Raw genomic sequence first — 12768 nt, 5'->3', positions numbered from 1 at the left:
ATCAGGAGTATCACATGCAAAATCTAAGAAATACACAACAACAATTGGTCGCGGCAGGTTGGATTGAACAAATTCAATTATTGGAAAAAGGGATTTTTAATGTCTCGATTCGACAAAATAACCAAATACATAATTGGCGTGTAGATGATAAAGATCATTTTTTAGAAAACTTGCCATTACAATCAATAGTACAATTAAATGGTGATATTTCAGAAAAAGATCCTTTATGTACTTTAAATGTATTGCATACAGCAGAGCCATTACCTATCGATATTAATCAATATAACTACAAAGACCTTGAACATCGACACTTAGGCATACGTAATAATTTCTTTCGAGCTACAGCAGAGTTTCGCCATCTTGTTAGAAAATATGCTTTTGAATTTTTGGATGATCAAAATTGTATGTTGGTTCAAACCCCAATTTTAACAAATGCATCTTGTGTTTGTAGTGGTGATGTATTTACGTTTCCTTATTACGGAAAACAGGTTGCGACTCTTATCCAAAGTCCATGGATGTATGCTGATGCGCTAGTTAGTGGGGTAGAAAGAGTCTATGCATTAAATCCCTCTTTTCGACGAGAAACTGATGCAACAGGTATACATCTGGTTGAAATTTGGCAATTGCAAGTAGATTTGGCATGGGCTAGTAATGATGAAATTATGCAAATGGAACAGGACTTAATCCACTTTATCGCAGAAAAACTCAAAAAGCATACCGATTTATATGCAAAAGCTCAGTTAGGGACAGAACATTTGGATCAGTTACTGAAACCATTTGCACGTATTACGTATGATGAGTCTGTAACTTTACTTAACGAATTAGGATACTTATTTGATTATGGAAATGATTATACAGAAGAGCATAACAATGCAATTGGTAAACATGTAAAAGTACCATATTTTATAACTGATTTTCCAATGAGTCTAAAAAACTTTTGGTTCGCTCATAGTACAGATAACTATGATTTAAGCCCATCGAATGATCTCTTTTCTCATATGGGACAAGGTGAGATAGTTGGTGGTGGTACACGAGTTTCTGACTATGAAGAACTCAAAGCAAATCTAGAATATTTTGGCCATGACTTGGATGAATTCGCTTGGTTTGTTGATATACGTCGTCACGGTTGTGTACCTCATTCAGGTTTTTCAATTGGTTTTGATAGGCTTGTTGCAACCTTTATGGGAGTAAATGATATACGCCAAGCAACTTTATTCCCTCGTATACCTCAAGGTTTATTAAAACCCTAAGTAATCAGAATTAAATGTTATAGGAGTTAGATAATGATTTTATCAGGACATGCAAAAATGATTACTGAGAGATTCCAATTTAAGTATCCAATTATTCAGGCTCCCATGGCAGGAATAACAACTGCGGAAATGGTTGCTCAAGCATGTGAAATTGGGATTTTAGGATCATTAGGTGCGGGGATGCTTGAACCCTCTGCGATTAAATCTACCGTTGAAAAGATACGTCAGCTTACGAATAAACCTTTTAATATTAATTTATTCATCATCAATGATCATCCTAAACATGATTGGGATAAGTTGGATATCGAGAAGTTACAGAAATTACATACCTCTCTAAATTTACCACCATTAGAGCTACCTACTAAATTTGCTCCAAAATTTAGTGAACAGTTTGATGTCCTTTTGCAATTACGGCCAGAGATCGCAAGCTTTACATTTGGTATTCTTAATAAACAACAAATTACAAATTTGCATGAGCAAGGATGTTTTGTCATTGGCACAGCAACTACTGTACAAGAAGCCCTAGCATGGGAGGCTATAGGAGCTGATGCAATTTGTTTACAAGGCGTTGAAGCTGGCGGCCATCGAGGTATGTTTTTAAAATCCGAAGATAGAGGAATGGCTTTATTGCCTCTGCTTATAGAAACAAAAGCTAAAGTAAAATTACCATTAATCGCTGCTGGTGGGATTATGACTGGACAAACTATAGCAGCACTGCAATCTATTGGTGCTGATATGGTTCAGTTAGGCACAGCATTTTTATTTTGTGATGAAGCTAATTTATCGCCAGCATATCGTAATAAATTACTAAGCTCATCTGGTCATGATACCAAACTGACTCAAACATTCTCAGGTAAACTTGCTAGAGGGATTGAGAATCAATTTATGAGAGAGTTGGCAAATAATGAGACAGTACCAATTTATCCTATTCAGAATGCATTATCTGGGCCTATACGTAAATGGGCAAAAGAACAAAATAATGCGGAATTTATGTCGCTTTGGGCAGGGCAAGGTGTAGGTATGGGACGTCCTCTCTCAATGCAAAAATTAGTCAGTACACTTGTAGATGAATGGTACAAAAGTAAATCTATTTAATTTTATATTTCTTTAATAATAAGGAAGAACATGATCTTCCTTATTAACCTAACATCTAGCTGAAACATTGTGAATAAGAATGTCATGAAGTAAATAAAGCTCTTTAAAATTATATAAGTAACGATTTTGACATGAGAACCATATTTGTACTGAGCTATCAGTATCATGGATCTCTTGTAAAGTAATAAGATCATTATTCATTCTCTCAATATAACTATGGGGTAACACTGCATACCCTAAACCATTGAGAACTGCCTGATATATATTGTCAATATTGTCGAAATCAATTGTTGTGAAATTAATATTTTGATTTAATAAAATTTTCTCACCAATTTGGCGGTAATAGCAACCCTTTGGATAAGCGATAAGATTAATTTCTTTAGAATATTGGGTAAGTGGTGGAAATAATTTATTGTTATAACAAAGTACAGCCGTTTCTTTCCATAAAGGAATATTATAGATACAAGGATGAATTAATTCTTCATTAATTAATCCACAATCAATATTTCCAGCGATCAATTCTGATTTTAAATGGTTTAAAGACATAGTTTTTATTGATAATGGTTGTTTCGTTTTATTGTTTAGATGCTGGATACAATCAATAAGATTACGTTGGTTAACAGTTTGTAGAATGCCGATATCAAGTGGACATGACTGTAATGTATTATTGTCAGAACTAAGATCATCCGATGCTGCATCTACAAGATCTAAGATCTGATCGCTATATTTTTTAAGTTTAACACCTTCAGCGGTTAGACAAATACCTTTAGGAGATCGAACCAATAATCTTACACCTAATAGACTTTCTAATTTATTGATATGTGAAGTAATATTGGGCTGAACACAATGAAGTTTCTGAGCTGCCCCTGAAAAACTTCCTGTTTCAATAACAGCATTAAAAACCTTTAACCCCTTGATATCCATATTTATTCCAAAAATTGATTTGTTATTTATAAATCAGAATAAATGAATAATAAACTAAATAATGTTAATCATCTAGAGAGATTCAGTTTTTATTCGATAAATGTAAGCATTTGATTAAACCCACTTGACTCAAACAGGCTTCCACATATGTGGTAGTAGCTCTTCGATGTCTTTCATTTTATGTGTTGGTAGTCTTTTTAACACATCACTGAACTAGGCATACGGATCCAGACCATTCAGTTTGGCTGACTGAATTAAAGTCATGATGTTCGTCTGCCCGTTGACCTCTAAGTAATGATCCTGCAAATAACCAGTTTTTTCTGCCTAAAGCCCAAGAAAAATAAAAATCTTTACATTATAGGTGACCTATGTCTAAAAGATTACTTGCAATGGAAAGATATAAATCTGCTATTAAGTTACCAAAGAATTTAGAGATTAAAGGTTATTAATCTCAATAGATAAGGTAATCCTCCCATAAATAACCGAAGTTAAAAGTAGAGGTTAAGCAGCCATCAGAGGTGGTTTGCCTCCATTGGCTTTGTGCGGTCGCTCATGGTTATAATGCCACAACCATTGTGTTGCATAATCTTGCACTTGCTCCAATGTATCGAACAAGTGCTTGCTCACCCAACTATAACGCATTGTACGATTGTAGCGCTCGATATACGCATTTTGTTGTGGCTTGCCAGGTTGAATATATTCGATCCGTATACCATGTTGTTTTGCCCAATTGATAAATTCATGACTGATAAATTCTGGGCCATTGTCGCATCGAATCACTGATGGTTTCTCTCGATATTCCAGTAACTGATTGAGTGTTCGAATCACTCGGATTGTAGGTAATGAGAAACCTGCTTCAATCGCTAAGCCTTCACGACGGTAATCATCAATTACATTCAATAGGCGAAACTTGCGACCATCGATCAGCTGATCATGCATAAAGTCTAATGACCAAACCTGATTTGCTCGAACCGGTTCCTTAAGTGGTTCAGGTACATGCCGTTTCAGTCTTCTCCTTGGCTTAATACGTAGATTCAGTGCCAGCTCACAGTAAATACGGTAAACACGCTTATGATTCCAACCGTAATTTTCAACATGGCGTAGATAAGAGAAACACAGACCAAAACCCCAATCCGTATTTTCCTCAGTGAGTCCAATCAGCTGCTCTGCAATTAATACATTGTCATCGTTCAATTTGGACTGATAACGGTAGCAAGTTTCACTGATACTAAATGCCTTGCAAGCCAAGCGAATGCTGACGGCATGATCGACAACAGCTTGTTGCGCCATCTGACGACGACAAGATGGCTTTACCACTTTTTTGACATGGCTTCCTGAATGATTTCGGCTTTGAGCCGCTCTTCAGCATACATCTTTTTTAGCTTGGCATTTTCTGCTTCAAGTTCTTTCAACCGAGCAATTAATGAGGCATCCATACCGCCATATTTAGCACGCCATTTATAGAAAGTCGCATTACTCATGCCATGTTCACGACAAAGAGTGGTAACAGGCGTGCCAGACTCCGCCTGTTTCAAAATAGACATGATCTGACTGTCAGTAAATTTAGATGTTTTCATGCAGAATCTCCTGCTTCTATCTTAAGAGAAAATTCTACTTTTACATCCTTTTATTTTTCGGGGGGATTACCGTGGGCTTTTCTTCTGTTTTTTCCTTTAACTGAATATTGGTAATTCCAATTTTTCTTAGAGCATTCAATAAAGTTGATTCACCATCTGAAAAGCCAGCAGATTTTGAGCGCCTAAAAACAAATAATTGGGTAACAAGATTGGAGCCCTGAAGAGTTTTCGAATAAGAGCCCTCTGACAAAGGTAAGCTCTTCATGAGATCAGAAATATACTGTTCAAATTGTTCTAGGGTCTTTGACCTAAATACTAGCCCAGAATGCCCACGTTCCTTGTGGATGCTTTTTCCCTCTACATTTGAAATATAAATCGCTGGTTGTATATCGAAAATATAAACTGGAGGGCAATTTTTAAGAGATAGTCGAATGACTAATGCTCCGCGAGTTGCTGTTTTATTTGAATTTGCATAACACCAATTTTTATAAGCTTGCTTTTCTCCATCTGAAATATCTTCATTTTCTAAAGTTTCTGAATTGACGGAAAAGGCCATTAGAGTGGGTTTATCGTTGTAATTAAAGTCTTCTTCAAAAGTATAATAGTGTACTGCATTGACAATACTGGGATTTAACAAGCGTGCTTTTACGCAAGCATTCCAAAGGTCCATAATTCTTCCTTGTTCTGGAGCTTCAAATTCTGTGGCATTATCTTTATTAGTGGTCGGATTAATTGTGGCATTAAGAACATCCTTGGAGCTATCAGGTTCCCCTGTACCAACTGTATTGGTTTCTTTTATATTTTTCTTCCTTTGTGACCGAGTAATGGTTCTTTCATGTTTTGTTTTACTTTTTTTCGCGATGGGTCCTGAACCTAACCATTCAAATTCATGATCTAAAATAACCGTTTGTGACAATGGTCTGCGCCCTCCTTGATCTTCAGATACATTAATCTGACCAGAGCCTAGTTGTAGCTCAGGAGGCTTAGGTGCGTTGTGGTCTATAGGTTTCTTAACTTGGTGAACTTCCTTTGTGACACTTCTGATGAGGGTTTGATCTGGTAAATCTATTCCAAGAATTCTTAGACCTAAAAAAGCATTGGTACCAGAAATATTGAAACCTGAAACTCGAATCTTTCTCGTTTCCTCGTGCCATGGCATTACTTTAGGGTATATATGATTTTTTTTATCAAAATCATCATGTTTTGCAATACTGCTAAATAATATCCTTACAGCATTTTGGGTATATTCACTGTATTGATAATAGGCAATAAATACATGGTCATTTAATGTAAGGCCATCACCTATAAGAACAGTCCATGTGCCTTCCTCTCCTGGATGAGGAGTGTAGAGCCGTTCATGCCGTTCGGCCTCATCGTATGTTGTCAGAATTCTAGGAAGTTCAGTAGATAGACCATACCCTCTAACCAGAAACTCAAAACAAGGTACGAGAAGTTCCTTATATTCCTGATCCGTTAAGGAGAAAGAAATACAATTCTCACGTTTGCTTGGCTTAATATAAAATTCATTTATGTTTGAGAGGAAATGATCTATTTCCCCAGTCTTTTCGTCTCGCTTATATGTTTGAACATAGGTATGTTTAAAATCCGTATGGTCAATATCAAACTCCCGTATTTCTAAGGGAAGATAATCAACCAATCGTTCATGATGCCAAACTGTGCCAATAGGCCAAGACACCAAATCTGTTATATTGGCATCAATAAAAATAAAATTATCTGTGGGTGTGTAATCTTCCAGAAGTTCCCTAAAAGCCACATGAACTTTAGGTTGGGTATTTCTACGTTCAGCTTTTGCTAACGCCCCATACCACCACACCATTAAGAACTTTTCAGCATTGGATTCAAGAACTTTGAATGCGGGTGATTTTTTTTTATCTAAAGAGTTATCAGTATTTTCTTCATTAGAATGATTGTTCATGATCAACCTCTCTATTGGTAATATTATCGACTAGTCAATTCTTCTTATAAGTTCAGTTCGGCTGTAGGGATATATTGCCCATCTACCCAATCGTAAAGCTGGATATCGCAAATACCATTCAAGCGATGTCCCAAGACCATTGCAAAAACTGAGGGTGCTTTAATAAAGAGGTGTAATTTAGATAACTTATTTTCAGATTTGAATGAAACTAAAGCGGATTTTGCCTCTCTCACAGCAAGATTTAGAGTTTCCATATTATCAATCACATAAGAGCTTTCTAAATTCAGTCTAGTGATGTGGTTCTAGGATTTTAGACCACGTCTATAAGTGATAATCTACTCCCCAATAAGCATGGGAAATGCTTGTTTTTGGAGTCAACCATGACACGAAGAAAACGTCGTAATCATTCAGCAGAGTTTAAAGTTAAAGTTGCTCTCGCAGCAATTAAAGGCGACCACACACTCGCTGAACTTTCTACTCAATTCGATTTACATCAAAACCAAATCATCGATTGGAAAAATCAACTGCTTGAGCAATCAATCAATATTTTTTCACGACCAACAGCACAACAAGAACCTGAGATTGACCTCAAAGCTTTACATGCCAAGATAGGACATCAGGCATTGCAAATTGATTTTTTAGAAGGTGCGCTCAGAAAAATAGGGCAGCTGAGCGGCAAAAAATGATCGATAAGACCCATCAACTTTCGGTACGACAACAATCGCAATTGATTCAAATCAATCGCAGTACGTTGTATTACAAGCCCAAAGAGATTTCATCAACTGATTTGAGTTTGATGCGTCTAATCGATGAAATTCATCTCGACTACCCATTTATGGGCAGTCGAATGATACGAGATATGCTACAGCGTCAAGGGCATCAAATAGGTCGGCGTAAAGTCCGACGTTTAATGCGCTTGATGGGAATACATGCTTTGTATCCAAAACCCAATACCAGTAAGCCTAATCTTGCACACCGTATTTTCCCATATCTGTTGAAAAACATGGTCATCGATCACTCTAATCAAGTCTGGTGTACAGATATCACGTACATTCCTATGGCTAAAGGCTTTGTCTATCTGTGTGCAATTATAGATTGGCATAGTCGTAAAGTACTGGCTCATCGAGTATCGATCAGTATGGAAACAGACTTTTGCATAGATGCGTTGCAAGAAGCAATTGTGAAATATGGTTGTCCAGAGGTATTTAATACAGACCAAGGCAGTCAATTCACAAGCGAGGCATTTTTGAATGAGTTAAAATTGCGAAATATCCGTATCAGTATGGATGGGAAAGGACGATGGATGGATAATGTGATGATTGAGCGGTTATGGCGCAGCTTGAAGCATGAGGAAGTCTATTTGAAGGCTTACGATACGGTTAAACAAGCGAAACAATCAATTGCTGAATATTTGGATTTTTATAACACGATACGTCCTCATTCAAGTTTGAATAAGGCAACACCGGATGAATTTTATGATCAACATTTACTAAAAGTAATGGCAGCATAATTTAAATATTTAGAGCGGATTTATCACTTATAAAACTGAATTGAGTGGTCTAATTAACGGAACCACATTACTAGGTAAGCTCTTTACTTCATCCATTGTAGAGTCAATGTCTTTACCTATAGTTGTAGGAAATCCGATAGTAACTATGGCTTCAGTTTCACCCTGTAGCTCAACAGGGTCGATTTTATTAAAAAATTGTCCCTCTTTCTGTTTATGGTCATCAGTGCGATAAGCGAGGCCATTATGTTCTATTTCAAGTAGGAAGTTACGTGTGGCACTAAAAACATAGCCAAGCATACATGCGTTGGACATTCTTTGTTTGCCATCTATAAGGAGGGTTCTACGGTCACCACTGCTATGAATAAAATCCCCAATCGATACTGCTTTTTTGATTAGGTTGTTCCAGTCGCTGGAGTTTTTTTGAGCACGATCAGGACCATTGAAATCACTAATATCTAAGTTTAAGTCTTGATACTGACTGGATGATGCTGAAAGATTAATTTTTATAGGATCGGATAGCCACTGACTTCTACTTATATCTTCTTCAAGAGCATGGCAAATAAAACTTTCAAAGTCTTTACGATATATTGGACCAAAAGATGAACGAGAAATTAGATTTTTGAACTGATCTTTTAGTTGTTTGACCTGACTCCTGAGCAGTTCAATATTTATTGTGTCTTGAATTTCACTTAGAAATATAGACTCACTATTCTCAGAATTAAAAGTTATGAAACCAACATAATCAAGAGCAAATTCAGCTAAAGAGAAATCAATTTTTTTACCAACACACCAATCAAGGTATTCCGAGCGCCCATTCACTGAAACTGAAGAGTCGTCATCATAAGAAGATCCAACCCCTCTTAATCGGTCTATTTTTGAAATTAATGGTGAGATAGCGGTGTTATAACTTGGGCATACTAAATTAAACCAAATAAAGTTTTTTGGGTGGGTATCAAAAAGACTTTTAAAACGCCTTATTTCATCCCAAAATTCCGTAGCCGTTAAGGAGTGATTTTTTGCTTCATACATTACATGTAATGACTTTTCCGAAGAAAAATAACAAACTTCTATATCACTTAATGCTTCACTCACTATATGGCTAAATGCACTTTGTGAAAGCCATAGCGGTAAGCTCCTTAATACAAATGCATCCTGATATTCAAATCCTACTCGTGCAATCGCACCACCAGTTGATTGTTTTTCTAACAGACTCGCACTCATTATTATCTCTCTAAATCTAGGGTGGATCGGTAACAGGAACCATCTGATAGGTAGGTGTGAGCACTGCCCTCAAGATGATTGTTTTTTAAATGAAAAATCAGTAAGACTACAAAATTTGCCCCAACTTTTGGATCGGACACCAATTCCCTCATGGTGTGATGGTCTTTACTGCTGGGTTGTACACTAAAGAGAGGATGGCTATGCCATTCACCTAAATAGTTAAATTTTTGATAATTATTGTTTGTTGATTTATGAAAAAGGCGAATTGCTTTAATAGCATCCGTAATTCCACGTACAAAGGATGCTATCGTTCCACTCTTTTGAACAGTTAATGAGCTAACTCTAAAATGGTTTGTACCTATATGCTCACCCATTAAAACACCGCCACATTCGTGGGTTCCAGACTTCAACAGGGCTTTTATCAGTAAAATTTGTATATCAGTAGGAATGGATATTTTCAGCATCAGTATTAACCTTTCATCGGTTCAGGCTCTTCAATAGAATTGCCATTTTCACTTTCAGATATCTGTTTATCCGTAGGAGATTCTGTTACTAACGCACCTGAACAATCGATAGGATGAGTATCAAAAGGACATTGAAATATCCAATATTTACGGAACCCTATTAAATATGCTGAATATGGATAAGAGGATTGCTCATCAATTGTACATAAAGTATCTAATGTGAACTGCGTCATAGACGCTGCAAGAGCCGTTACATCTGCATCTGATGCAATATATGTTTGGTTTTGTGTTTGAAAGCAGTAATTATTAACTTTGCCTTCTGGGATTGGTTCCAACGTTTGTAAGACACCATAAATATGATTGCGAAGCTCTAAAGGTGAGGCATCTAACGTTGGGCGACTACGGGCCATCATTGCTCCACCACCGCCACCAAAGATTTCACCCCATACCATTGGTATATGTTTTCTTTTAGCAATTGCAGCTAAGGTTAGAAATGTATGTGAGCTTGCTGTCGCATCAATAATCAGATTACATGTGGCAATGGCATTAGCGATATTGGAATTTAAATGAGGATTTTCCTGTCCACCAATTTGCATTTCATACGTTTCAACTTCTATGTCTAATACTGTTCGTTTTAATGCTCTTTCAACAGCATGGGTTTTAGCAAAGCCAACATCTAACCAGCTGAGTTCATTACGGACAAGATTGTGTGGGGCCAGAATATCATCATCAATAAGTAGAAAGTTTTTACAGCCCGACCGTGCCAGTGAAATTGCAATTTTACTTCCTAACGATCCAAGACCTACAATTGCTATCCTTGTATTATTGAGATGGCTAAATTGTGCTGGCAATCTTTGATTCTGATCATCATGTAGATTAATAGCAGGATAACTTACGAAAAGTGGTGCTGTATTATTAATCAAGAATAGTTCCAAGTTACCCTTTAAGTCATATAACAATATAGGCTGTATGGAATTTGTGAATTCCTCTTGAGCAGGCCATAAATTGCCTAAAAAGGATTCTAATGAAACTCGGTCATTTACGGATTCCTTTAATTGAGGAACAGAATCAATTCGTATCGCCCATCCAGACAATTCAAATCTTTCATTAGAAAATGATGGTACGATGTCAGGTAGAGGTTTGTTCTGAATATTTGTTGGAACAATAACGGTTTTGTCTCGAAAGCTTGAGATGGCAATCTTAAAGTCCATTTTCTCAGAATCACTACCCAAGAGTATGTGACGTAACATAGGTGTTTCAATGAACCTTTCTGAAACACCTCTTAATTTTTGACCTATTGTTTCAGAATGCCTAGATGGTACAGGTTCTACATTCATCTCCAATACAGTCATTGCATCTGTTAATAAAAGAAGCTGGGCACTTCTAACTAGATCCACTCCACTGATATTGGTATTCCAATTATCTGGGCCATATTCTAGACACAGCACTCCTGAACCACCATACTGGTGCAAGATACTCCATCTTTCACCAGATTTTTGTGGGCGTATATATGCTGGTAGCTCTGGGAAAAGCTCTGGATATACTAAAACACCATTAAAATCTATAGTTCCTATCTTTAGAGAGAAGTTCAAATGCAGTTCATTTGTGTCTGTTGAGTTCCACTCCTGAATCTTAAAACTATTTTTCTCTTTCTCAAGATCAGTCAATAACTGCCGTTCTTGAGCTAGGCGTTCTAATGGTGTTTTTAGCAGTTCCATTACGCAAAGCCTCCTGGTTTATTTGGATAAACAGGGGTTGATGGAAAGGTTAATCCCGCACCTAGAGCAGAACGGATTAAAGAGCTGGCCATATCAGCAGAGTTTGCACTTTTGTGTGATGCCGAACGTGGAAAACGATTACCCAGAACCTGCCGCCATAGGGCTAATGCTTTATCATCATCTGTTTCATTTAAGGCGTTTCGTGCAATAACAGCTTGTTCTTCTACCTTTTCATAAAAAGTTTTGAACTCATCTGCTGTAACCGCAGAAAAAACATTATTGCCTGCAACACCAGGATCTTCTAAATGTGGAATTATGCCTAGTGACGCATAAATCCCATAAGAATCCCTGATCGTTTCTAAAAGATAAACAAACAACTTTTCATAGTTGGATTCGTAGTAATTCATATGCTTGGCAACCAGGCATTCTAAAATGAATCCTTTTGGTCTTTTTAAATCAGACAAGTTCTCACGACGCCACCATTTAAATAGCTTCACAAGAGGCTTAAATCGACCATTTGCATTTTTATTCACCTCAACAGTCCACTCGGTATGGGCTGGAGGGTTGGTAACTAGCCATTCTTCAAGATGAATGTCTGGAATCAGATAGCCGCCATATCCATCTGAAATGATAGGGACAACATCCATATCAACTTTTTTCAACTTAACATTTACTGAACGACGGTTAACGGTAAGATCGGTATATCCAATATCCTTTAATGCAGTATGTACTGCATCAAGGACAATTTGAGGATCATCATTAATTGTGTGATTTGTAAGGGCAATAATATCTACATCTGGCCTTTGTGTGATTCCGCCTATGGTAGTCGGACGTACTGCCGTATTTCTTTTATAAGAACCTGATAAGAATGTATGCACATGTACTTTGCTGAATTCATTATGCACTTTTAAAGCATCACGAAGCGTATTATGTGCGCTTGAACAATCATTAACCGTTGTTGTAGATGGTTCAATATCGGAAAGTAGGTCAAGAAACTGCTGTTGAGTTGTCATAATTCTCTCTGAGCCCATGTACTAAAATGGGGCATAAAATTAAGTGCGATCAGAAAAATT

At 37.0% G+C, this 12768-nt stretch carries 9 protein-coding genes and 3 pseudogenes; 3 read left to right on the top strand and 9 right to left on the bottom strand.

The genetic code is table 11. The annotated features are described in order from the left end of the window. Positions 1-14 precede the first annotated feature (14 nt). Both AC4CU3_RS07675 and AC4CU3_RS07670 read left to right on the top strand, forming a co-directional pair. Positions 15-1250: an amino acid--tRNA ligase-related protein gene (locus tag AC4CU3_RS07675; protein ID WP_004756402.1), complete on the top strand. Its 1236-nt coding sequence runs from the start codon at positions 15-17 to the stop codon at positions 1248-1250. Positions 1251-1283: 33 nt separating this feature from the next. Next, positions 1284-2345, top strand: coding sequence for an NAD(P)H-dependent flavin oxidoreductase (locus AC4CU3_RS07670; protein WP_004756400.1), 1062 nt, complete (start codon positions 1284-1286; stop codon positions 2343-2345). A gap of 48 nt (positions 2346-2393) precedes the next feature. On the opposite strand, the gene AC4CU3_RS07665 is transcribed toward AC4CU3_RS07670, so the two are convergent. The 5 genes and pseudogenes from AC4CU3_RS07665 to cap4 (AC4CU3_RS07645) all read right to left on the bottom strand — a co-directional run. After that, positions 2394-3269 carry a LysR family transcriptional regulator gene (locus tag AC4CU3_RS07665; RefSeq protein ID WP_004756399.1) on the bottom strand — a complete coding sequence of 292 codons (876 nt, stop codon included), beginning with the start codon at positions 3267-3269 and terminating at the stop codon, positions 2394-2396. A 129-nt stretch (positions 3270-3398) separates the two neighbouring features. Continuing rightward, positions 3399-3603, bottom strand: a pseudogene (locus AC4CU3_RS07660) (transposase domain-containing protein); the annotation flags it as partial. A 167-nt stretch (positions 3604-3770) separates the two neighbouring features. Next, positions 3771-4846 (bottom strand): IS3 family transposase gene (locus AC4CU3_RS07655; RefSeq protein WP_111804964.1). Its coding sequence is split into 2 segments (ribosomal slippage): positions 3771-4594 and positions 4594-4846, totalling 1077 coding nucleotides; the frame shifts between segments, so codons are not numbered across the junction. A gap of 40 nt (positions 4847-4886) precedes the next feature. Next, positions 4887-6782, bottom strand: a complete 1896-nt coding sequence (locus tag AC4CU3_RS07650; protein ID WP_005249671.1) for a hypothetical protein — start codon at positions 6780-6782, stop codon at positions 4887-4889. 44 nt (positions 6783-6826) lie between these two features. Next, positions 6827-7078, bottom strand: a pseudogene (gene cap4, locus AC4CU3_RS07645) (CD-NTase-associated endodeoxyribonuclease Cap4); the annotation flags it as partial. Between the two features lie 84 nt (positions 7079-7162). Between cap4 (AC4CU3_RS07645) and AC4CU3_RS07640 the strand changes: the two are divergent. Next, a protein-coding gene (locus tag AC4CU3_RS07640; RefSeq protein WP_100228722.1) for an IS3-like element ISAcsp5 family transposase occupies positions 7163-8292 on the top strand; the annotation gives its coding sequence in 2 pieces (ribosomal slippage) (positions 7163-7415 and positions 7415-8292; 1131 coding nt in all). Positions 8293-8364: 72 nt separating this feature from the next. On the opposite strand, the pseudogene cap4 (AC4CU3_RS07635) reads toward AC4CU3_RS07640, so the two are convergent. The 4 genes and pseudogenes from cap4 (AC4CU3_RS07635) to AC4CU3_RS07620 form a co-directional block, all read right to left on the bottom strand. Continuing rightward, positions 8365-9513 (bottom strand): annotated as a pseudogene (gene cap4, locus AC4CU3_RS07635) (CD-NTase-associated endodeoxyribonuclease Cap4); the annotation flags it as partial. 2 nt (positions 9514-9515) lie between these two features. After that, entirely contained in the window at positions 9516-9977 is a 462-nt protein-coding gene (locus tag AC4CU3_RS07630; protein ID WP_004756394.1) for a Mov34/MPN/PAD-1 family protein, read from the bottom strand. Between the two features lie 5 nt (positions 9978-9982). Beyond that, entirely contained in the window at positions 9983-11695 is a 1713-nt protein-coding gene (locus tag AC4CU3_RS07625; protein WP_004756392.1) for a ThiF family adenylyltransferase, read from the bottom strand. Beyond that, on the bottom strand, positions 11695-12708 hold the full coding sequence (locus tag AC4CU3_RS07620) for an SMODS domain-containing nucleotidyltransferase (RefSeq protein WP_000211631.1): 1014 nt from the start codon (positions 12706-12708) through the stop codon (positions 11695-11697). The genes AC4CU3_RS07625 and AC4CU3_RS07620 overlap by 1 nt, the downstream gene beginning before the upstream one ends. Positions 12709-12768: the final 60 nt, after the last annotated feature.

Source organism: Acinetobacter sp. 802_lipA, assembly GCF_058242885.1.
The sequence above is the reverse complement of the archived record's forward strand: the minus strand, read 5'-3'. Positions and strand labels throughout refer to the sequence as shown.